General features: G+C 53.5%; 18 protein-coding genes and 1 other RNA gene. 7 read left to right on the forward strand and 12 right to left on the reverse strand.

The annotated features are described in order from the left end of the window. Window positions 1–65 precede the first annotated feature (65 nt). The 6 genes from HEQ50_RS04020 to HEQ50_RS04045 form a co-directional block, all read right to left on the reverse strand. A complete protein-coding gene (locus HEQ50_RS04020) occupies window positions 66–455 on the reverse strand; it encodes an HIT family protein (RefSeq protein ID WP_168899237.1) in 390 nt (129 codons plus the stop codon). A gap of 6 nt (window positions 456–461) precedes the next feature. Further along, the gene (locus HEQ50_RS04025; RefSeq protein WP_168899238.1) at window positions 462–1,607 is read right to left on the reverse strand and encodes a class I SAM-dependent RNA methyltransferase; all 1,146 of its coding nucleotides are present in this window, start codon (window positions 1,605–1,607) and stop codon (window positions 462–464) included. 184 nt (window positions 1,608–1,791) lie between these two features. Next, an RNA gene (gene rnpB, locus HEQ50_RS04030) (RNase P RNA component class B) lies at window positions 1,792–2,171 on the reverse strand. A 19-nt stretch (window positions 2,172–2,190) separates the two neighbouring features. Next, window positions 2,191–2,544 (reverse strand): cell division regulator GpsB, encoded by a 354-nt coding sequence (gene gpsB, locus HEQ50_RS04035; RefSeq protein WP_168899239.1) that lies wholly within the window; start codon window positions 2,542–2,544, stop codon window positions 2,191–2,193. 54 nt (window positions 2,545–2,598) lie between these two features. Next, the gene (locus tag HEQ50_RS04040) at window positions 2,599–3,168 is read right to left on the reverse strand and encodes a DUF1273 domain-containing protein (protein ID WP_168899240.1); all 570 of its coding nucleotides are present in this window, start codon (window positions 3,166–3,168) and stop codon (window positions 2,599–2,601) included. A 169-nt stretch (window positions 3,169–3,337) separates the two neighbouring features. After that, a complete protein-coding gene (locus HEQ50_RS04045; RefSeq protein ID WP_168899241.1) occupies window positions 3,338–5,557 on the reverse strand; it encodes an alpha-galactosidase in 2,220 nt (739 codons plus the stop codon). A 464-nt stretch (window positions 5,558–6,021) separates the two neighbouring features. Here HEQ50_RS04045 and recU point away from each other — a divergent pair, with 464 nt between their 5' ends. Beyond that, entirely contained in the window at window positions 6,022–6,630 is a 609-nt protein-coding gene (recU, locus tag HEQ50_RS04050; RefSeq protein ID WP_168899242.1) for a Holliday junction resolvase RecU, read from the forward strand. A gap of 30 nt (window positions 6,631–6,660) precedes the next feature. Further along, window positions 6,661–8,991 (forward strand): PBP1A family penicillin-binding protein, encoded by a 2,331-nt coding sequence (locus HEQ50_RS04055; protein WP_168899243.1) that lies wholly within the window; start codon window positions 6,661–6,663, stop codon window positions 8,989–8,991. 153 nt (window positions 8,992–9,144) lie between these two features. Here the strand turns inward: HEQ50_RS04055 and tnpA are convergent, their stop codons facing one another. Beyond that, complete coding sequence (gene tnpA / locus HEQ50_RS04060) at window positions 9,145–9,585, reverse strand: IS200/IS605 family transposase (RefSeq protein ID WP_168899244.1); 441 nt, start codon at window positions 9,583–9,585, stop codon at window positions 9,145–9,147. A 476-nt stretch (window positions 9,586–10,061) separates the two neighbouring features. On the opposite strand from tnpA, the gene HEQ50_RS04065 reads away from it, so the two are divergent. After that, complete coding sequence (locus tag HEQ50_RS04065; RefSeq protein ID WP_168899245.1) at window positions 10,062–11,789, forward strand: autotransporter-associated beta strand repeat-containing protein; 1,728 nt, start codon at window positions 10,062–10,064, stop codon at window positions 11,787–11,789. Window positions 11,790–11,910: 121 nt separating this feature from the next. Here the strand turns inward: HEQ50_RS04065 and HEQ50_RS04070 are convergent, their stop codons facing one another. From HEQ50_RS04070 to HEQ50_RS04085, 4 genes are all read right to left on the reverse strand, one after another. Then, window positions 11,911–12,609, reverse strand: a complete 699-nt coding sequence (locus tag HEQ50_RS04070; RefSeq protein ID WP_168899246.1) for a DnaD domain-containing protein — start codon at window positions 12,607–12,609, stop codon at window positions 11,911–11,913. 132 nt (window positions 12,610–12,741) lie between these two features. Further along, window positions 12,742–13,917, reverse strand: coding sequence for a pyridoxal phosphate-dependent aminotransferase (locus HEQ50_RS04075; protein ID WP_168899247.1), 1,176 nt, complete (start codon window positions 13,915–13,917; stop codon window positions 12,742–12,744). A 17-nt stretch (window positions 13,918–13,934) separates the two neighbouring features. Then, window positions 13,935–14,438 (reverse strand): DUF5590 domain-containing protein, encoded by a 504-nt coding sequence (locus HEQ50_RS04080; RefSeq protein WP_168899274.1) that lies wholly within the window; start codon window positions 14,436–14,438, stop codon window positions 13,935–13,937. Window positions 14,439–14,487: 49 nt separating this feature from the next. After that, the gene (locus HEQ50_RS04085) at window positions 14,488–17,331 is read right to left on the reverse strand and encodes a helicase C-terminal domain-containing protein (protein ID WP_168899248.1); all 2,844 of its coding nucleotides are present in this window, start codon (window positions 17,329–17,331) and stop codon (window positions 14,488–14,490) included. A gap of 395 nt (window positions 17,332–17,726) precedes the next feature. On the opposite strand from HEQ50_RS04085, the gene mvk reads away from it, so the two are divergent. The 4 genes from mvk to fni all read left to right on the forward strand — a co-directional run bounded on the left by mvk (window position 17,727) and on the right by fni (window position 21,868). Continuing rightward, window positions 17,727–18,674 (forward strand): mevalonate kinase, encoded by a 948-nt coding sequence (gene mvk / locus HEQ50_RS04090; RefSeq protein WP_168899249.1) that lies wholly within the window; start codon window positions 17,727–17,729, stop codon window positions 18,672–18,674. Further along, window positions 18,671–19,648: a diphosphomevalonate decarboxylase gene (mvaD, locus tag HEQ50_RS04095; RefSeq protein ID WP_168899250.1), complete on the forward strand. Its 978-nt coding sequence runs from the start codon at window positions 18,671–18,673 to the stop codon at window positions 19,646–19,648. The genes mvk and mvaD overlap by 4 nt, the downstream gene beginning before the upstream one ends. Before the next feature lie 93 nt (window positions 19,649–19,741). Further along, window positions 19,742–20,815, forward strand: a complete 1,074-nt coding sequence (locus HEQ50_RS04100; RefSeq protein ID WP_168899251.1) for a phosphomevalonate kinase — start codon at window positions 19,742–19,744, stop codon at window positions 20,813–20,815. Between the two features lie 12 nt (window positions 20,816–20,827). Continuing rightward, window positions 20,828–21,868: a type 2 isopentenyl-diphosphate Delta-isomerase gene (gene fni / locus HEQ50_RS04105; RefSeq protein ID WP_168899252.1), complete on the forward strand. Its 1,041-nt coding sequence runs from the start codon at window positions 20,828–20,830 to the stop codon at window positions 21,866–21,868. Window positions 21,869–21,981: 113 nt separating this feature from the next. Here the strand turns inward: fni and HEQ50_RS04110 are convergent, their stop codons facing one another. Next, window positions 21,982–23,352: an RsmF rRNA methyltransferase first C-terminal domain-containing protein gene (locus HEQ50_RS04110; protein WP_168899253.1), complete on the reverse strand. Its 1,371-nt coding sequence runs from the start codon at window positions 23,350–23,352 to the stop codon at window positions 21,982–21,984. Window positions 23,353–23,365: the final 13 nt, after the last annotated feature.

The raw sequence follows: 23,365 nt of genomic DNA on the forward strand, positions 1-23,365 counted from the left end.
GTTCAAAAGAGTGACCAACCATCATTAGGATTAACGATGGTTGATCACTCTTATTTCGTTTACGCTTATTTTCGCTTCGAACCTAATCGCCGGACCGCGTGAGGAATCATCTTGCGAATCCCCCCCCGTGGATCCTTAACATCCCCGACGTACCGCGGAATCAGGTGAATGTGGGCGTGCATCACAGTCTGCCCGGCGGCCGCATCGACGTTGATGCCGATGTTGTAGCCGGCCGGCGCGAATTTTTCATCCAACAGTGCCTTGGCTTGAAACGTCAGGTCGTCCATGGCCTGGCGAGTAATCGCCGGCACATCGAAGTACGTGGCATAATGTTGCTTGGGAACAATCAACAGATGACCCTTTCGCACCGGATGAATATCCCAGAAAGCCTTGGCCAGGTCGTTTTCGAGGACAATCTCAGTCTTTTGACAAAAGATACAATCTGCTTTAATCACCACTCATTACCCCTTATGTTGTCGTGGTCGCCGTTGCGCCCAGAACTGGAAGTAATCCGTCCGTAGCGCCCCGTTGTAGAGTTTCCGCGTTTTGGTGGCCTTTTGACCGTAGAAGTGTTCGAACTCCAGGTCGGCCGTCAGAATATACTTGGACCAGTCGGTATACGGCTTAAAGACCTGTCCCATTTGCTTGTAGAGCTCCCGCACGCTGGCCTGATCGCTTAACCGTTCCCCATAAGGTGGGTTGGCAACGATCACCCCGTGCTTCAGATCCGTTTGGAAGTCCTGCACGGCGAGCTGCCGGAACGTAATATCCTGCGACAGGCCGGCCTCTTCGGCGTTCTTCTTGGCAATGGCAACCATGTTTTCGTCAATATCGGTTCCAAAAATCTGAAGCGGCGTATCGTAGTCCGCTTTGGCATCGGCCTCGTCACGAACCTTATCGCTCAATTCTTGTGGCACCCACTCCCAGCTCTCACAGGTGAAGTCTCGGTTGAATCCCGGCGCGAGGTTGCGGCCAATCAAAGCGGCCTCGATTGGAATCGTTCCGGACCCACAGACGGGATCCCAGAAAGGCATGTCCTTGTGCCAACTGGTCAGGGCAATCAGGGCCGCCGCCATATTTTCTTTGATGGGCGCGCCCCCCTTACCGACCCGGTAGCCGCGCTTAAAGAGGCTTGGGCCGGTGGTATCCAGCGTCAACATCACGTGGTCCTTGTCTATCATGACTTCCAACGGATACGTGGCGCCTGTTTCCGGCATCCGCGTCCGCCGATGATAGACGGCCGCCAATTTGGTAGCCACGGCCTTCTTCACGATTGCCTGGGCATCCGGTACACTATGTAGCTGTGATTTTTTGGACCGTCCTTCGACCGGGAAGGCCGCATCCATCGGCAATAACTCGTCCCATGCAACCGCCTTGGTGGCTTCAAACAGTTCATCGAAGGTCACCGCGTCAAATTCGGCCACGATGATCCGCACCCGGTCGGCCGTCCGTAGCCACAGGTTGGCCCGCAAGATATCCTCGACCGTCCCGTCAAACCGGACCCGCCCGTTTTCCACCTGCGTATCGTAGCCCAAGTCTCGTAATTCCCGACCAGCTAGGGCCTCAATACCACTAGCCGTTGCGGCGTATAAATGAAATTTCTTCATAACATCCTCCTCATATCACGGTTACGTCAACCGTTGCGATCGTCTCTTAGGAATGGCCGTCGCGTTCCCGGCCACCTATCTGCGACCAGTTTACCACCAAACGCGGCGGCCTTGGGATTAACCCGTTAAAATTGTCTAAAAAAAGGGTGGGAGCAAGCTCCCACCCACCTGACATGGTGTAAATCCCTGTAAGCCATGTTTTGTACCACCCAACCGTTTCAGGCAAACGGCTGACTGGCAGTAATCATCTATCTCGAGAGTTTCCTCTCCCCCCACATTTCGTTCATTTCCATATGTGAAGCGCCCCTACCAAAAGTTTGGGTTGCCCGCTCGAGGGGTTTACCGCGTTCCACCGTCTAGGTTTCCCTAGACGTATCGTCACTGTGGCACTTTTCAGGGATACTAGGGCATAGCCGAAGCCGTAGCCGTGTTTTCCCGCCGTAACGTTATTGCTAACGTCCCCCGGCTTATTTTTTCACCGAGCACGAACACTACAGACATCGCAGTCTGTGCGAGCATGGACTTTCCTCAGCCGACAAAAGCCGACCGCGATTACTCAGGATTTACACCAGTCTTTATAATTCTACAAACGATGTGACTCGTTTGGATCATTATCTAATTGTGAGCCGAAAACGTGGCGTTCCAGATTAGACAACCGTTTCAAGATATCCATATTGGTGGCACTTGAAACCGGTTGGCTCGTCGTCGACGTTTGGCGTTGACTACCACCCACTTGGACTTGCTTCGTGAGTTCATCAACCTTAGCCAATAACCGTTCATTTTCATCTTGAAGCCGTTGATTTTCCTTAACAAAGGTGTCGTAGTCCTTGATCACGTTGTCTAAGAAACTATCGACGTCATCTGGATCGTAACCACGCATCTTTTGTCGAAATTGCTTTTGCAAAATTTCCTTGGGAGTGAAATTAACGTTTTCCATTGATCTTTACACCTCGTTGTCTTATCAAACCGGCAATTAATATAATACCAGTTTTCATTCGATTTGGGAACCATTATTTAAATTTTCTTGATATTCGTTAGCACTTTCTTGTAGCCAATCCATATCGATGAGTGTTAAGGGATAAGTATGCTGCTCCTGAAACTGCGTTACGGCGCGATAATCATACTTCGGTTTTCCTTCGACCTCTAAATCATATACCATGACTGCCTCATCCGTATGGGTCAGCATAAATTCTTGATAGTTTCTTAACTGTTGGGGGCCATGATAGGGTTGCTCACTAACCGACTGGTGAAAATCCACTTGACTGGCTAAGGTGGCATATTGCGCCTGGTTGCCCTCATTCCAGTTACCACCGAACTCCGCGAACGGCGTCATCATGGCAATTTTCAACTCCGGATACGTCTTTTTGAGCGTTAACCCCACCTCGGCGGCCCACTGCTCAACACCCAGTTGACCACCGGTGATGAGCCAATCCGTTCCAGACTCTACCTTATTGATCAATAATTTACGCAGCGTATCCTTAATGACCAGTAGTTTGGGATCTTGATTGCCAAACACACCTAATTCATAGCTCCGATAACCCGTTAACCACAGTCGACTCACCGCATGACCCCCTCTTTACGTTTCCGAGACAACACGCCTTGACTTCGGGTGTTCTCCGCGATTAGATTTCCGAGATGGGACCCGAGTAAGCTGGTTCCACCCACCGTTTTAACGGCTCTATCTATCTAGTGTAGCGAAAATTTCTAACGACGGCAACCGAACCGTACTGCTAATCGACCGCATCAATCACAAAGACCCGCGCACTGAAGTCGGCGGAGGCGTCGACGCCCTGCGTGGTCGTCAACAAATGGGGAATGAAGAGCCCCGCGTGCATCAACTCATCGCCGAAATAGACGTGTGTGTCCCCGGCCACGCGATACCGCTGACTCGCCTGTAACCCGCGTAGATAGAGCCGGTTATAGGCGGGATTGGGCTGATTCAGGATTTGATAACGGGCCGCAATCGCGTGGCGGCCATCACCGCTGACGACTTGCCAACTCCCAACGTTTCGGGAGCCCCTAAAGGGATTATCCAACCGGTAAAACGTCCCCTGCTGGAACAGTTCCCGGTGGGCTTGGTAGAAGGCCACTTGGACCTTGATGGCGGCCTTCTCGGCGGCCGAGCACTTGGTCACGTCAAGTTCGTAGCCCAGATCGCCGAAATAGGCCACCGCCGCGCGCGTCGCTAATGGCGTGACGCGACCGGTTTGATCGTTTGGTACGGCGGACACGTGCGCGCCCATCATCGCCAGGGGATACCCATAGGACGTCCCAAATTGGATACGGAGCCGCTCCACGGCATCGGTATCGTCACTGGCCCACGCTTGCGGGGCATAGGCCATCATCCCCAGATCAAATCGACCACCACCGGATGCACAAGATTCAAACAACACCTGAGGATAGGTCGTCGTCAACCGCGCGTAGAGGTGATAAACGCCCAACATATAACGATGGGCAAACTCCACCTGCCGATCGGCCGGCAATGTCGGGCTAAACGCCTCCGTGATATTGCGATTCATATCCCACTTGATGTAGTCCAGATGCGCCGCACGAATCAGGTGACTAATTTTATCATATAAGTAATCCACCACTGCCGGATTAGCCATATCGAGAACGAATTGATTCCGTCCGGGGGTCATTTCCCGGTGGGGTGCACCGACCGTCCAGTCGGGATGGGCGCGATACAAGTCGCTGTCAATGGAGATCATTTCCGGCTCGAACCACAGACCAAATTGGAGGTCCATGGCGTGAATTTGGTCGGCTAAGTGGGCGATGCCGTTCGGTAATTTGGCCGCGTAGACGTCCCAGTCCCCAAGCGACGTGGTATCGTCGTCTCGGTGACCGAACCAGCCATCGTCCAAGACAAACATTTCAATCCCCAGCTGCTTGGATTCCCGGGCGATCGCCAGTAATTTATCTTCATCAAAGTCAAAGTACGTGCCCTCCCAGTTGTTGATCAGCACGGGCCGTGGCTGCTGCGCGAAGCGGGGATTGACCAAATGGTGCTGATAGAACGTCCCCATCTGCTGGCTCAGTTGGTTCAACCCCTCGCTGGTGTAACTCAGGACGGCTTCCGGCGTTTGAAAACTCTGACCGACCGCCAGCTGCCAGCCGAATTCAGTCGGATTAATCCCGCTTAAGACCCGGGCCGTGCCAAAGGCGTCAACTTCCACCTGATCCAGAAAATTACCGGAGTACACCAGGTTGACGCCCAACGCCGCGCCCTGGTCTTCGGTTGTCTCCGGCCGTGCTAGAATGATCGCGGGATTCTGTTGATGACTGGAAGCCCCGCGCAGACTACCGACGCTCTGAATCCCACTACGAAGTCGTTGACGAATCAAGTGGCGTTCACGCGCCCAACTCCCGGAGAACTGCAGGAGGTCGTAGTTGGCATCCGGGAGGTCCAGCTGTAGGCTCAGGGCGCGGTTCACCATGACCGTCGTCTGTCCCTGATTGGTAAATTTAGCACTACGAACGATGACGTCTTGATGGGGAAAGACCGCATAACTCAAGGTCATGGTCAACCCGGTGACGGCATCCCCCAACGTGATCATCAGGGTCTGGGCATCGTCATCGCAATCGTCAAACGTAGACGGTAAGTCTTGTAGCCGTTGTTTTCCAGACAGGAGGCGATAATCCCGATAGCGAAACTCGCTGATCCGACTACCATCCGCACCGGTCAGTTGAAAGGCCGGGTCCCGGTAGTCCCCCTTGCCTAGACTGGCAAACTCCTGTTTCAACGTTTCGGGCTGAAAGTCGGGATGATCCAGCCGCCACGCCGGAATGGCCCCGTGCTCTTCCCGCACCGCCAGCTCGGGAAAGGCCGGTTGATCGTGAAGTCGCTGGCCGTAATACAGTTGACCCAACTCCCCATTCGCCATCACGTGAAAAATGTAGCTGGTGTGATCCGTTTGCAGGTGAAACTGGCGATCCTTGACTAAGATTGACATAGCGATTCTCCCTTCATGATTGCAAACACTTAAAGTTATCGTAGCACATTTTGTAAGCGCTGACAGCTAGGCCGGTGATAACTTTTAAAAAGCTTCCTTACGGCTAGTCAACGCCAGCCGGCGGATTCGATCCATCGTGGGCCTCGTTGCGCAAGATGCGTAGACCACCTTACAAACCGCAACGCACTTAACCGTGGGCGGCCACAACGACTTTCCTCATCATCTCCCTCCCGCCAGCGCCCTAGCAACCGGTGAAACGACTGGCAATTTCCGAAAGTTGCCGCGGCCCACCGTTCCGTTTTCCGGGTACGATCAAGGGGTTAGGCGTTACCGGAAAAGTGATTTTAAAAAGAAAACATTTCTTTAGAATTTGTTTGGGAGTTTTTATTTCCGGGTCAGCTTGGTATAATGTCAATAACTGGGCCACAAATGAAAGCCAGCTTTCAGCAAGGAGTGAGGAGTCAATGACTATTCGGTATCCTAATGGGCATGCCTACCAAGCGCCAGCAACCTCTACGGGGCCCAAATTTACCAGCCACTACACCAATTACGGTAAGCGGGGTATGACGCTGGAAGAGGAACTGAACCAAAGTAATACCTATTATCAAGCACACGGTCTGGCCGTCGTCCACAAGAAACCGACGCCCATCCAGATCGTCAAGGTCGACTATCCTAAACGGAGTGCTGCGGTCATCAAGGAAGCTTACTTCAGTACCGCGTCAACGACCGATTACAACGGTGTCTACCAAGGACACTACCTAGATTTTGACGCCAAGGAGACCAAGAATCAGGCGTCGTTTCCACTCAAGAACTTCCATCAACATCAGATTGATCACATGCGGGCCTGCATCGTTCAAGGCGGTATCTGTTTTGCTATTATCAAATTCGTCAATCGCCAAGAAACCTACCTGTACCCCGCCACCGATCTATTTGCTTTTTGGGATGATCAAGCCACCGGCGGACGCAAATCCATTCCTTACACGGAAATTGCCGCTAGTGGTATCAAGATTACCGCACAGCTACAACTACCGGTGCCCTATCTTAACGCCGTGGACCAACTACTGAAGCGGTAGCTGACACGTTTAAACGCAAAGGAGATTACCATGTCTAGTAACAATTCAAGCAGAGAGACCCGGATGAGTCGCAATGCCGAACGCAATGTCAGACCCACCGGAAAATCCGGTGGGCCTAAACGGCCGCATAGTGGCTGGCGAACCTTTCGCCGGGTACTCTTCGTCATCGTCGCGATTGGGATCCTGGGGATTCTCTTTGGTGCCGGTCTGTTCTTTTTCTACGCGCAGAGTGCCCCTAAGATTTCTCAGGCCGCCCTTTCCAGTGACGCCTCGACGCGGGTCTACGATGCCAACGGGACCGTCATCTCACGGTTGGGCGCGCAGAACCGAAGCTACGTCAAATCTAAGAACATCCCGGATGCCCTGAAAAAGGCGGTGGTCTCAACCGAAGACCGCCGTTTCTACAAGAACAACGGGGTTGATCCCATCCGAATTGTGGGGGCCGCTTTGGCAAACGTCACCGGCTCTTCCCTAGGGATGCAAGGGGGCAGTACCCTGACCCAGCAGTTGGTGAAGCTCTCCGTCTTCTCCACCGCGGCATCCGATCGAACGCTCAAGCGTAAGGCCCAGGAGGCCTGGTTGGCGCTCAAGGTCGACCACAATTTCTCCAAGGACCAGATTCTTGAGTACTACATCAACAAGGTCTACATGGGGAACGGCGTCTACGGTATGCAGACGGCCGCACAGTATTATTATGGTAAGAACCTGAAGAATCTCGACCTGGCGCAGCTGGCGATGTTGGCCGGCATGCCCCAGTCCCCCACGAACTATGATCCCATTGCTTATCCGGATCTGGCCAAGAAGCGGCGGGACCTCGTCCTAGATGCCATGGCAAAAAACAACGTCATTACCACGGCACAAGCGGATCAGGCTAAGGCAACCAGTGTTAAAACTGGACTGGCCTCTTCCCACAAATCCACGGCGACTGCCAGTCACAAGACCACCAAGGTGATTGACGCTTACTTAAAGCAAGTCTACGCCGAGCTGAAGGCCAAGGGCTATAACACCACAACCGGTGGCCTCAAGGTTTATACGAACCTCGACATGGGCGCCCAAAAGACGCTGTATAACATCGTCAACGGCAGTAGCTACGTGAACTTCCCTTCAAACAAATTCCAGGTCGGCTCAACCATTGTTGATCCCAACAACGGGAAAGTTGTCGCCATGATTGGTGGCCGGAAGACGGGGAACGTCACGTTTGGTCTGAACCGAGCCGTGCAAACCGACCGGTCCAGTGCCTCGACGGCTAAGCCCTTGATGGACTACGGACCCGCCATTGAGTATCTGAACTATCCGACCTACGAACCCGTTAAGGATACGGCGTTTACGTATCCGGGAACCACCAAGAATCTGTATGACTGGGATAGAAAATATCAAGGCACCATCACCATGCGTAAGGCACTTTACGAATCACGGAACATTCCAGCGATTCGAACGCTCCAAAATGTCGGGATCAAAAAGGCAACAACGTTCCTCGATGGCTTGGGACTGTCCTTTGACAAGACCTTGACCCTGCAAAACGGGATTGGCCTGTACATCTCGACCGAGCAGGAAGCCGCCGCTTATGCCGCCTTTGCTAATGGTGGGACCTACTACAAGCCTTACCTGGTATCCAAGGTGGTGACGCAGGATGGCAAGGCCCACAACTACGTCTCTACTGGGAAGAAAGCCATGAGCGCCGCGACCGCCTTCATGTTGACCGACATGATGAAAGATGTCATGACCAACGAGAACGGGTCTGGTCGCTCCGCCGCCATTTCTGGCCTGTATCAAGCCGGAAAGACCGGGACAGACTCCTACCCTGATGATTATGCGGATAAGGTCCCAGACGGCGCCACCATGGACTCCTGGTTCACGGGATATACCAAGAACTATTCGGTTTCCGTGTGGACCGGTTACGACAAGCAATTCCAGACGGGCCACTACGTCAGTGAAACTCAGACGACTATCGCTCAGGAGATCTATAAATACACGATGAGTTATCTGGCTTCTAAGAGTACCAACGTCAACTGGACCAAGCCAAGTACGGTCACGGAGACGACTCAAAATGGTAAGACCGAGTACTACGTCACCGGTCATCCGGGAACGGTCTCCGATACCACGTCAACCAGTCAGTACGGGTCGACCAATACCACGAGTTCTTCGGCTTACAGTAGCAACGGTCAGGTGACGACCAACTCTAGCAGTAGTTACCGGACGAACTCCTCGTCAACCAGTCAATCCAGCTCCAGCAAGGAATCTTCCAGCACGGAACAAACCACTGGCGGTGGTAACAACGGTAATGACGATAATAACACCACAAATTCCAGCTCCACGAACACCTCCTCTGCGACAACCACGCAGGATAAGGATAATAATTAGTTAGCTAAACCCCAAAACCAGCGGTGCATGGCCCCTCAACAGGTCATGTACCGCTGGTTTTTACTGTCTTTTTATCGCCCAATTACCGTCACAGTCTCACTGATAGCTAAGGCTGAAATATTTTGATTCCAATCCGGAAAGGAATGCCAGTCACTACTTCTCCTGAGGCGTCTTGGTGAGTTGGTCCTCGACGTATTTTTCGACAACCGCCTGACTCATATTACCCAGTGTACTCATGTAATAACTGTTCGACCAGAGATGCCCACCCCAGAGTTGTTGCTTGGTGGCGGGATGCTTCTCAAAAAATAGTCGTGCAGAGGCCCCCTTAAAGGCCTTGACAATATTTGTGGGTGCGTATTTGGGCTTGAAGCTGATTAACAGATGAACATGATCCGGCATGACTGCCATCGTTTCCACGGTGACCTCATTCAGTTGGGCAATTCGCGTTAGAATTGTCTTCATGTCAGAAACGAGACTTGGCGTCGTAAAAATAGGCTTTCGATACTTTGTGACCCAAATTAAGTGAAAATGAAAATTATAGACATAACCTCGTTCATAAATCGCATCCGGTATCCGGCTAACTTCTTTACTCATCTACATCCTCCTATAATATTATTTATAAGCATTTTAAGCACGTGTTGATTGTCTTATATGATACCATAGTTCCATGGACAAAGGTGGAATTGACTTGCGTAAAATGATGGTCCAGTTACCATGTCCTTACAACATAAGGTAGCCAACCGGTAAATCGCTGACTTCAGGCAGGAGTGGTTGATGTATTGGGTTTATGCCTGCACAGCTAATTGCCAGTTTGACGGCCATACGTTGACTGTCAGCGGCATTGGACTACCTCAAAACGATGTGGCCTTTTTTACTGAAAAATTAATGAAAACAGGTCATTATTAGTCTTGCAATACTTAAATATTAGCGTGCTTATCGTTGTGTATCGGTTTGGTATGGTTCACGTATAGGTTTGATGAAGCCGCCCACATCACGGTTCAAGTCGGGTATGATGAAAATTGAAACACAGAATGAAAATATATCTTTCAACGTGAAAGGCAGGAATTTCTATGAAAATCAGACAACGTACCTGGACTAAACGAGCCGCCGCGATTCTCTCATTGGTCGCCGTAACGCTTCCCATGGCAACCAACGTGGCGCAAGCCAGCACAACCGCGCAATTAGCGCCGCAACGGGCCGTGTATGGCTACTTTATGGATACATACAAGCAAAACGTGTCGACCTATAAGACGGCAGCCAACAATCCAATGATTGGGATGCTTGCCGAATTTTCCAACTACTACGCGGATGGCAAGAATCTGAATAAAGCGTTAATGCAGGAAAACATTGACAAGTCCGCACAGATTACCCAGAACCGGACACCCGCAGAAGAAGAACGTTCCTACTTAACCGACCGGCGAGATCTCCGCTATAGCGTCATCAACGCGCTTGGCCCTTACGCACCCGCATTTATCAAAAACGCAAACGCACAAACGCCTTTCCACAAAATGCCAAACACACCCGATCCGGTCAACCAAAAACACGCTCACGTTGATTGGGCCGATGAAAATGCCAAATTAGGACCGATCGTGGCCTTCATGAATCACAATTCTTACACCGCCTACTCCAACACCGGCATTGTAAAAAGCGTTGTTCGCTACAAACGCCCCTACCGTTGGAGTACCGACGTTAAACCCTTACCCGCGCTTTCAAAAATTATGGCTGCGGCTCCCGCAACTGATTTTGACTTTGCTAGCGGCCACACCACTACAGGCTTTGAAGATGGTCTGTCACTAGCTTACGCGTTCCCAGAAAGATTCCAAGAACTCCTCACGCGTTCCTCCGAGATTGGACTTGACCGTGTCATCGCCGGACGTCACTCGCCACTTGCCGTTATGGGTGGCCGGATGGCGGGGAGTGCCGTTGTCGCTTCAGCTTTGAATAATTTCAGTAACCAGGACATGATGAAAAAGGCCTATGACGCTGCACATTCCGCTGATTTACTAGGAAGCAAGGATGCCTCGGCCCAGGATGATTTCGCTGACTACCAAAAGAACCGTGAAGACTACCGTTACCGAATGACTTACGGCTTCAAGCAAATTGGGAACCCCAATGTTGACATGCACGTTCCCAAGGGGGCCGAAGCTTTGCTTGCAACTCGTCTCCCTTATCTAACGGACACGCAACGTCGCGATGTTCTGTTCACGACTGGTATGCCTTCCGGTTATCCTTTAATGGATGATGCCGAAGGCTGGGGCCGCTTAGACCTCTTCTCTGCTGCCAGTGGTTATGGCAAGTTCAACGACGCCGTTACGGTGAAGATGAACGCTGCTAAGGGCGGCTTCAATGCCCAAGATAATTGGCGTAACGACATCTCCGGTAAGGGATCATTAATCAAGGCTGGTAGTGGCTCACTCCAATTGAGTGGCGACAACACTTATGCCGGTGGCGTGAGCGTAAAGGGTGGCACGTTACGATTGGCCTCCGCCACGGCTGCTGGTAAGGGTAACGTACAAGTCAAGCGCGGTGCCCTTCAACTGAGCGCTCAAAAGGTCACAATCAAGGGACGCTACCAACAAGCCAAGAACGGTCAATTGTCCCTAGCGAAGACTGCCCGTTTGGCCGTTAAGAAGAATGCCCAGCTAGCCGGTACGTTGAAGTTAACGGCTGGTCGTTTGAAAAATGGGGCTACGATTATGACCTTCCGCAGTCATAAGGGTAAATTTGCCCACGTGACGGGTCTTTCAAAGGGCTGGCACGTCGTTTATACGAAGCATGCCGTTAAATTAGTCAAATAGTTCCAATCAAAAGATCCAGTGGCCACTAAAAATTGCGCCACTGGATCTTTTATCTGCTTAAGTGCTTTTAAAATGCCTAGACGCCATTACGTAAAGTAAACCATGCGCTTCGCAACAGGTCCTAATTATCCGTCAATTTAAAAATCGGAACGTCGGGGATATCGTTGCCCGGTGTCGACGTTGGTTTCGAGCTAGAACGCGGATTCTGCCGCTCTTTTTCACGTTGCACCTGAGCAGCGGTCTTCAAGTTCTTCTTTTCCCAGCTTAACAGGATGCGGTCCATGTACTTCAGACTGTAGGCCTGACTGAGCACCGCTTCTTTTAGCGCCAGCTGAATGAGTTCGGGGCGGTAGTGATCATCGTCCAACCACTGATTGATACTCTCCATCTCCAGGGGTGAAAGGGGCCGCCCGAATTCCGTTTCAATCTGGTTAAAAACGGTCGCCCGGTCGTTTGTCGCGGCCTGTTTCACTTCTTTTTGAGTCGTCTGTACCGCTAGTTGGCTCAGCTTTTCCAGTAGCAACCGAAAGTCGTAGGCGTCTTGTTTCTGCCCGTGACCATCTGGCACACTGGTGATCGTCATCAACTTATTGGCGATCAATTCGTGGAGCACCTGATAGACCTGCTGTTTGTCCCAGCCCAGATGCACGGCCAAAACATCCGCTTCGGGCATCTGCTGACCACGGTCCATATAGCGGCGCAACTGCAAGAAGACCAACAGTTGGTCGGTCGTCATCCCCACCTCACGGAAATGATCCAACAAATAGTTGGCAATACTGGTTTGACCAGCCTGAATATAGCGTTGGGTAAACTCTTCCATCTCAAAATCCCCCTGTCTCTCGTTCGCCACCGGCCTGTAAAACTGGGCCAGTGGCAAGAAACGACCGAACCCGCAGAATGCAGCTCGATCGTCTCAATTGTTCATGTTGCATTTCAATTTAAAAATCACCAGTTAAGCCGTCATGAAGGCTCGTAGCCGATCAACCGCTGTCTGTAGCGTGTCTAAATCGGTCGCATAACTCAACCGAATGTGCTGCGGTAACCCAAAGGCCTCACCCGTGACCGTAGCCACGTGGGCTTCGTTGAGGATCAAATCAACAAAGGCCGCCGTACTCGTCACGTGCTTCAGGGCCATCGCAGCCGTCACGTCGGGAAAGAAGTAAAAGGCCCCGGCCGGTCTCACGAGGTCAAACCCTGGTAAGGCCGCCAACTGGGGATAAATGACATCCCGCCGCGCCTTGAATCCGGCCTTCATCTTAGCAACGGAGGCCTGACTACCGGTCAATGCGGCCGTAGCAGCGGCCTGACTCACTGCCGCCGGATTCCCAGTCATATGCGACAGTACCGTCTTCAGGGCCGCCGTAATTTCGGCATTGGCCACGGCATAACCAATCCGCCAGCCCGTCATGGCATACGTCTTGGACACCCCGTTAATTAACACGGTGTGCGCATCAATTTCGGCCGAAATACCTAGCATTGACGGTGCCGGCTGGTCGTCATCGTACAGGAGTTCACCGTAGATCTCATCCGCGACAATCACCAAATCGTGGGCAACCGCAAACTCGCCGATCGCGCGAAGTTCGGCCCGGGTGTACGTCGTCCCACTGGGGTTCTGTGGCGAATTCAGCACAATGGCCTTCGTCGCCGACGTCAGTGCACCAGCAAGCTGTTCGGGGGTCACCTTGAGAGAAGCCGTGGGCGCAACGTCGATCGGTCGCCCGCCCGCTAATTTGACCTGTTCGCTATAACTCACCCAGTATGGCGCCGGTAATAACACGTCATCCCCAGGATTCAAGAGTACCTGAAACAGCGCATAGAGGGCCATCTTGGCCCCGGTCGTCACGACCACGTGCTGCGGATCGACGGTCACGCCGTGCAGGGCCGCCAAATTTGCGGCAATGGCCCGGCGGAGGGGCAAGACCCCCTCGGTTGCCGTATAGCCATTCACCTGATCGGCTTGAATCGCCGTCACCGCCGCATCCTTAATCGACTGCGGCGTGGCGTAGTCGGGTTGACCAACGCTGAGATTAATCACGTCGACCCCCTGTGCTTGAAGTACCTGTGCGCGCTGACCAGTGGCTAAAGTCGCCGATGGACTGACCGCCAAGGCCCGTTGTGACAACTGCATGTGACCTGCCTCCTCTACTAAATGTTAGCGATTTGTTGCAAGACTTTTCCGTTGCTGTATTGGTACGTGAGGTAACACAGCTTGCCACTCTTGTTGAGGTAGCTAATCTGCCAAGCTGGTTTACCGTTAAATAGACTAAGGGCCGCGGAGAGCACCTTCTTAGGGTTGTGCTGCCACACCTTCTGGAGCGCCGCATTGCGGGATAACCCGTCGCTTTGCTTCAAAACCGTGACGTTATTGCCAGTCTTGGGCACGATGGCATAAACGGCCTGTTTGGCCTTGTTTTTACCCGCAACCGTATAGTAGGTCGTATCTAAATTGGTCCAGTAAAATCCACTGGTACTGGTCAGATGGCCAGACTTTTTGGCGACCGATTCGGCCCGCGTTTGGTCTTGGCTGAGTGGCTTGGTGGCCTTGTTAATCACGTAGCCCGCCCCCAGCAACAGCGCCAGGATCACGACTAAGACACTGAGTAACACCCAGTGGTGTGGTCGCTGGCGCCGTTGATATTGTTGTCTCATCAATTTTCCATCGTACTCCCTTGTCAGAATTCAATCTTTCCCAATTATATCAAATTTCCGGTGGCGTCTGCGAATTGGTTGGTCTTTTTTCAAAAAAATTAACCAATCCTTGGGAAATTGCCGTCACATCGCCGATTGTTCGTGGTAAGTCAGCTGGCAAAGCCCGCAAAATACTTTGGCCATAGTGTCGTTCAATCAGTCGTTGATCCAAGATCACAATCGCTCCGTGATCCGTAGGCGTCCGAATCAACCGGCCAACGCCCTGCCGAAGCTTCAGCGTGGCCGCCGGAAGCGCCGCATTGTAGAACGGATTCTTTCCGGCCGCTTCCAGCCGGGCATAGTCGGCCTTAACGAAGACCCGATCTGGCGAATCAAACGGTAACCGGGTCACAATCAGGAGCTCCAACTGTTCGGCGGGAAGGTCAATGCCCTCCCAAAAACTCGCGGCCCCCAACAGGATGGCCCCGTGACTCGTCGCAAATCGCTTGGCAATCCGCTCTCGGCTGCCGCTAATCCCCTGCGCAAAAATCTCACGTTGGGCAAACTCCGGTTGCGTCACCAACTGTTGATAGACCTGCTCAATGACACTTAGCGAATTGAAGAGGATCAACGTCTGCTTATCGACAGCCCCCGCAATCTGCGTAATCGCGGCGGTCAAATAAACCACGTAGTCACTCGGAGTCACCCGGTTCAATTCGGGACCGGATTCCGCAATGAACAGCTGGGCCTGCTGACTGTAGTCAAAGCTCGACCGCATGCGGTGGGTCACCGTATCATCCCGATCCAGATCAAACTGATCCAACACGTACTGTGACCGGCCCGAGGAAAACAACGTGGCCCCCGTTAACAGGACCGGCTGAAAGTGCGTATAGATCTGCCGCCGTAAGAAGCCCTCGGTGGCGAGTAACCCACTGGCCAGTTGTAAGCTATTGCGGTCGCCCACGTGGTTAATCGTGACCCAAAATAGGCTGGCCGTGTGGGTCTTGGTTACCTGGGCAAAGATGTCCTGCAGTTGGGCGACTTCCTCGTCAAACTGATGGATCCGCGTATCGACCTGCGCGAAGAGGTGGCGTTCCGACGCCGAGAAACGGTCCTGCTGGCGATCAAAGCTTTGACGCAATGCCCCCAGCTCCGCTAAGAGCGCCGTTGTATCATTACCCACGGTCGCAATCAGGGGGGCTGTTTGTGGCCGCAATGCATCGAGTGCCTCGGTTGGAATTAACTTTTCAATTGTCTGGTTTTGATTATTCCCCCGTTGTCGGGCCAGAAAAGCCAAGAACAACTGGTTAACCAATTGATCCAACGTGGCTTCCAGTTCCTCGCTGAGTCGAACCACGCGGTGTAGGGTGTTGGTCGCCTGTGTATCCCCCGCGAAGAGGCCCAGTAAGCTCGGACCAATTTCACGATTAATATCTCGTTGAATGTGATGCAAGGCATTCGTCAACTGTGCAAACTTAACCTGCGTCCGGCGCTGGCGCAGGGTGCTTTCGGCCAAGTGTTGGGCCTCGTCGATCACAAGGTAGGGCCGAGCGAGCCGTTCCCCCAGCTCCTGGGCGTGTTCGCTCAAGTAAGCATGGTTAACGATAATCACTTGGGCCTGCGCCATCCGCTGATCCCTGCGACGCAAGAAGTCATCGTCATAGAAGGGATTGTCGGTCTGAACGGCCCCCTCATGAATGACCTCTTGGAAATACGGCGCCCGGTAAGTGGCCAAATGCAACTCGTCCAGGTCCCCCGTCGTCGTCATGGTGAGCCAGACCAACAATCGTAATTTTAACAATTGCGTTTGTTTGGAGCTCTCGGCCACCTTTAATGTGGTGGCAAATTTTTGCAGATCCAGATAGTGCCGACTCCCCTTGACCAGAACCGCGTTAATCTGAAACGGCACAATCTGATTCAAGAGTGGCACGGTCTGATCCAGTAACTGTTCCTGTAACAGCGTGGTCGCCGTACTGATCACCACGGGACGCCCCTGCTGATTGAGATAGGCCATGGGCAACAGGTACCCCAGACTTTTGCCAATCCCTGTTGGCGCCTCCACAATCATCTGTTTGACGGGATGCTGGTCGCTAGCGGCGTAGTTGTTATAAATATAATTCATCATCTTAGCTTGTTCCGGACGCCATTCCAGGTTATCCGGCATCAATTTTTGTTTTTGCTTCTTTGTCTTCGGGTACTTCGTCGGTTCGGCCAGCGTGGTCGCGGCCAAGTCCGGCGTCCGCCGCAAGGCTAAACCATTCTTGATGTACAAGTAATCCGGTAACTTGCGGGGCTTTGCCGTATTGAGCCGTAACGCCACGTCAAAAAGCGCCGCCGTCTGTAGCGGTAGCTCGGGATGTAGCGCGATCATCTGCTGTAGGGTCACCAATGGCAATGCCCGCAACCGCCGGAAAAGAAAGATAAACAGCTCTGCCGTGGCACTGGCATCACTGTCCGCCGAATGCGGATTATCGTGTTCGATGTTAAACAGCCGACTCAGGTCGCGTAACCGAAAGCTCGCGGCCGTCGGCAACAGGATCTGACTCAATGAGACCGTGTCTAAGCCCTCGATCGTCAGTTCCGGATACCCCACGCGAGCAAACTCCGCGTTAATAAAGGGTAAATCAAAGTTGACGTTGTGGGCCACAAACACCGTATTGACCAACTGGCTGTACAACGTTGCCGCCACGTCATCAAAGAGCGGTGCATGACGCACACGTTTATTCGTAATACCGGTTAGACGTGAAATGCCGGCGGGAATCTCCCGCAACGGATTCACATCCGTTTCAAAGTGATTAATAATCTTGTTGTGCTGGACGAAGACGCACCCAATCTGGATAATGCGGTCGCCATCTGTCACACTGGTTCCGGTCGTCTCAATATCAACCACCGCGTAAACCGTGTCTTTATCCATAATTTGCTCACCAATTTCTGCACGATTGCGTTAATAACTGGCACTATGATACACCACTTAGGCGGCCGGCGCTACCACTAACGCCCCCGGAGTCTCGCGGCGGATTGATGGGCGAAATAGCTAACGATGACGGTCCTACCAGCGACAACGCAACCCCCGCTTGACTTGGCCGTTAAACGTGGCCCCAACATCAGTGAATCAGAGATAGGACCACCTGTGTGCAATTTCCCCTAGACCAATTTAGCGGTAAAAACCAGTTTTTCCGCCAAACTTTCTATAGAAAGGGTTAATTTTTGGTAGAATTACGAATTTTAGTCGGCAAAACTAGCGCAAAGAGAATCAGTAGAGTATGATATTCTGGTAGGAAATTTAACGCAGAAAGTGAGCGAGCAACCTTGGGTAGAACGGTAAGCGGACAAAGTAATGCCAAAATCATTCTCATCGGTGATCACAGCGTGGTGTACGGTCAACCGGCAATTGCCTTAACGTTGCCATCGGTCACCACCAACGTTTCGATGACGACCACCGCACAGGGGCAACACCTAAATAGCCGTTATTTTGACGGACCGATTTCCCAGCTGGGGCAGAATCTAGCGGGCGTGGCGAAGCTGATTGACACCCTGTTGACCCGTTTCGATGGACACGCGGTTCCCTTTGACATGACCATTACGAGTGCCCTGCCAGCTGAACGGGGCATGGGCTCCTCTGCGGCCGTGGCCGTGGCCATCACTCGGGCCATGTACGCTTTTTTTGACCGCCCATTGACGCGAGACGTCTTATTAGCCAACGCGGAAATCGCGGAGAAAATCACGCACGGTAATCCCAGCGGCATCGACGCCGCCACGGTCAGTTCCGACGTCCCGATTTGGTTCGTTCCGCATCAGGAGACCACCCAGATTCCCTTTGCCTTACAGGGCTACCTGGTTATCGCCGATAGCGGCATCAAGGGGCAAACGGGTAAAGCCGTGGCCACGGTCGCCCGACGTAAAACGACCATGCCTGACGAAACAAACGACCAAATTCACACCTTGGGGCAACTCAGTGTGGCTGCCCGTAGTGCGCTTGCCAAGCCAGATCTCAATCAGCTTGGAACCATCATCAGTGACGCGCAGACGCAATTACACGGTCTGGGCGTGAGTTCGCCGGAACTGGATCGCCTGATTCATGTGGCCACGGCTAACGGCGCGTTAGGCGCTAAGCTGACCGGCGGCGGTATGGGCGGGTGTCTCATCGCCCTATGTCCCGACCGTAAAACCACCCAACGCGTCCAGGACAGTTTGGTCACTGCTGGCGCCACAGCCACCTGGATTGAAGCCTTTAACCTAGAGGAGGAACACTCATGAACGCCGCGATAACCGCCAGAGCGCATACCAACATCGCACTCGTTAAATATTGGGGTAAGGCCGACACCGACCTCATTATCCCTCAAACGGGAAGTCTGTCCCTCACCCTGGATCAGTTCTACACGGACACCACGGTCGTGTTCGATTCGAGCCTGGCTGCCGATGAAGTCTCCGTTAACGGCGACCGCCTCACCGCCCAGCAGGCAACCAAAGTACATAATTTCTTAGATCTGGTGCGCCAGCAAGCTTCGCGCACCTCTTTTGCGCGAGTAAGATCCGTGAATCATGTCCCAACCGCGGCGGGACTCGCGTCTTCAGCCTCCGCTTTTGCGGCGTTAGCTGGTGCGGCTAGCCGCGCAGCCGGTCTGACCCTCGACCGCACGGCCCTGTCTCGTTTAGCGCGGCGGGGGTCGGGATCGGCCACCCGGTCCATCTTCGGTGGGTTCGTGGAATGGCACGCGGGTCACGACGATCTCAGTTCGTACGGCGTTCCCTTACAAGAGGATGTGGACTGGCCCATCGCCGTGATCGCCCTCGTGCTTGATCCTAAGCGTAAAAAGGTCAGCTCACGTCAGGGTATGCAGAACAGCGTCAGCACCTCGCCGTTCTATCCGGCTTGGAAGCAGATTGTGGCCGATGATCTGGCCGCCATCAAACCGGCGATCCTTGCTCGAGACTTTACGACCGTGGGCGAGACGCTGGAGTCCAACGCTATGCGGATGCACGCCCTCACCCTGAGCGCGTGGCCCCCGTACAGCTACTTTAACGGGGACACCCTCGCGGCGATGCAAACGGTCAAATCCTTGCGGGATAGCGGCGTGGCTTGCTACTACACGTTAGATGCCGGACCCAATCTCAAGATTTTCTGTCAAGCCGCCGACGTTACGCCGATTCAAGAACGCCTCGCCCAGCAGTTTGGCCAAGCCAACGTGATCGTTGCCCACCCCGGTCCGGGAATTCAGTTTCTGGATTAAGGGGCTATAAACGGTCACCACAGCTTTATGCCTCTATTTATCGATTACAAGTATCATTAAAACTATTAACTGTTACAGAAGGGACCTGATTTTTTGATTTCCGCGCAAGCACCCGGAAAACTCTATATTGCTGGCGAATACGCCGTGGTCGAACCGGGCTATCCGGCAATTATTGTTGCCTTGAACCAGTTCGTCACCGTGACCATCACCCCGAGCCATGACTATGGCCGGATCGCCTCCAAACAATACCAAGAGAACTCTCTTTACTGGCAACGCCAGGGAAGCGAGCTCGTTTTTGACAATCGGGATAACCCCTTTCACTACATCTTATCGGCCATTCGGTTGACCGAACAATACGCCCAATCGCTGGGCAAGCCACTGGCCATCTATCACTTGAACGTGAACAGCGATTTGGATAGTGCCGATGGCAAGAAATACGGGCTGGGCTCCTCGGCCGCCGTTACCGTGGCGACCGTGAAGGCCCTGTGCCAATTCTACGACATCGACATGCCCAAGGATCGCCTCTTCAAGTTGGCGGCCATCGCGCACTTGGACGTCCAGGGGAATGGCTCGTTGGGCGACATTGCCGCTTCCGTATACGGTGGTTGGATCGCCTACCAGGCGTTTGACCGCGACTGGCTGGCCTCCGCACGTCACGAGATCAGCTTGACCGACCTGCTCCAAATGGATTGGCCCGGCCTGCAAATTGAATTATTGACGCCACCCGAGTCGTTGCGCCTCATGATTGGCTGGACCGGCACCCCCGCCTCCACGTCCCACTTAGTGGATAAGGTGGCTCTGTTCAAGGCGACGCGTCGTGAAGACTACCACGCCTTTCTACAGGAAAGCAAGGCCTGCCTGCAACGCATGATCGCAGGCTTCCACGCGCAAGACCTGAACGCCATTCAGACGGAGATTGGCATCAACCGGCAACTGCTCAACCAATTGGCCGGGCTCAGCCACGTGACTATCGAAACCAAACTCCTCAAAACCATGTGCGATATCGCCGTTCACATCGGCGGGGCCGCTAAGTCTTCTGGTGCCGGTGGTGGCGACTGTGGGATCGTCATTATCAACGCGGCCAAAGATCTGGCCAGCTTGTTAAAGGAATGGGAACACCGCGGCATCGAACCCCTGAAGTTAAACGTCCATCACGTGATTGAATAAAAGGAGACCGCTATGGCAGAACTCTCACGGCACGCCCATCGGAAGGACGAACACCTTTCGTTGGCTGAAAAATTTTATCACCCTACGGCCACCAGTCAATTCGATCAGCTGCGATTCGTCCACCAAGGCTTACCAGAAATGGCTTACGCCGACGTGGATCTGCACACGCAGCTCGGACCGCTCACGCTACCGGTACCGCTGATGATTGAGGCCATGACCGGCGGTAGTCCGCGGACGGGCAAGGTCAACGCCATGCTCGGCCGAATGGCGGCGGCGACGGGGATGCCCGTCGCCAGTGGCTCGCAGAGTATCGCGTTAAAGGACGCCCAGGCCGTTTCGACCTTTACCGTCCTGCGAGAAAACAATCCGGATGGCTTGGTCTTCGCCAATATTGGGGCCGGTCACTCAGTCGCTCAGGCCCGGTCCGCGGTCAACATGCTGGCCGCCGATGCCCTAGAGATTCACATCAACGCCGCCCAGGAGCTGGTCATGCCCGAAGGCGACCGCGACTTCCACTGGTTGGATGAAATCGGTGAGATTGTGGCCGCCCTCGATGTTCCGGTCATCGTGAAGGAAGTCGGCTTTGGCATGGCGCGTGAAACGCTGACCCAGTTGGCCGGCGTGGGCGTACAGTACGTCGATCTGGGCGGTCGGGGCGGCACAAACTTCGCCCAGATTGAGAATTTCCGGCGGCCTGAAAAGGAGCTCGACTATCTAGCGGGCTGGGGCCAGTCGACCGTGGAATCACTCTTCGAAGCACGGCAGGTTCCGGCGCTCACCGTCATTGCGACCGGGGGCGTCCGGCAACCGCTCGATGCGGCAAAGGCGTTGGCTCTGGGCGCGTCTGTCGTGGGGAGTGCCGGTCAGATTCTACACAGCCTGATTAAGACGGATGAGGCGACCACCACCCAGATGCTTCTGGATTGGCAAACCGGCTTGAAAACGATTATGACCTTACTTGGTACCCGCAATTTGGCGGCGCTCCGGGAAAAACAGTTGCTCCTGTCCCCTGAACTAACGGCTTATTGTCAGCAACGTGGTTTACCGAAATAACGCGTTTTGCATCTGCCAAAAAGCGAAAAATCCCCAGTGATGAGCACCCTGATTTTACAATCAAGATGATGATCACTGGGGATTTTGTCACACTTTAGTTTTATGCGAACCGCCTAGATGGTGGCATCCGTATCGTAGACCGTAAACCGCAGGCCCTTAGGGAAGAAATTCTTCACCGTCGTGCCCACAACCTTGCCAAAGCCCACGGGTTGATCCGCACACGTTAAGAGGTACCAGCCCTTTTTGGGGGCCTCATCCAGCGTAAATGTCTCGCCATGAACCCACGCACGCCACTGATCACGCGTGATTGCCAGTGTCTGCTTAACGTTCTGGGGATCACTGGCTAGGGCCAGCGCATAGGCGGGTTCAAACCGATTCTTCTTGAAGGTGCCCAGATGTAGACCGGGACGGAAGACGTGGCACTTCTTCAAGTTAGGCAGGTCTGCCGGCACCGCGAAGAGTTGATCCTTCACGGTAACCAGCTGAGTGGCATCCGTGCCACCCAAGACTTGTTGGGCAAAGGCTTGCCATAACTTACGCTGATCGCCCGTCAACGGCGTGCCTAACTTAGCCTGGCCATGTGCGGCTGACGATTCCCCCGCCACCCGTTCTAATTTCGCAACGAAGTGCCCTTCACCGGCCATCAGATGGGGAAATAGCCGCGCAGCCTTGGTTAATTCGGGATTACCATCAGCCCAATCCGGCCGTGCATCCACGACGCCCCCACTTTTTGAAATCGGCACCAGATGGAATTCGGGGAAGGTCTTCAGCACCCACGCCATCATCTGTTCGTCTTCCTCCGGTGCAAAGGTACAGGTGGAATAGATGAGTTGTCCTCCCGGTTTCACCATCTTCAGGGCTTCCGTCAGAATCTCGCGCTGCCGCGTGGCACACTCCTCGACGTAATCCAGTGACCAGTAGGACATTGCTTCCGGATCCTTACGGAACATGCCCTCACCGGAACACGGTGCGTCGACTAAGACCTTGTCAAAGTAGTCCGGAAAGACTGGACTGAGCCGATCGGGCGATTCATTCAGGATGACCGCAGATTTGACACCAAACCGTTCGACGTTTTCCGCCAACACCTTCACTCGTTTACGGTTGATCTCATTGGTGACCAGTAAGCCGGTTCCCCGAAGGTAGCTGGCCAGATGCGTGGTCTTGCCACCGGGAGCCGCACATAAGTCAAGCACCTTGTCACCCGGCTGTGGTGCGGCCGTGGCCCCCACAAACATCGCACTGGGCTCCTGACTGTAGACTGCGCCACTCTGATGCGCCAGCGTCCGGCCCCCGACCGTCCCAAAATGGCCCAGCGGTTCATAGGGAACAGTCGGTGCCTCAGTCAATTTAGTTGCGACCTGGTGGTGGGCGGGATTGATCCGATACCCACTGAGACTTGGCTGATCAAAACTTGCCAAGAAGTCAGCTGCTTCGGCACCCAGAAGTCGTTGATATTTCGTGATAAAGTCTTCAGGTAAATTCACCGTTATTCCTCCA

Origin of the sequence: Lactobacillus sp. HBUAS51381 (assembly GCF_012641095.1) — a bacterium.
In the GTDB taxonomy this organism is placed as follows: Bacteria; Bacillota; Bacilli; order Lactobacillales; family Lactobacillaceae; genus Levilactobacillus.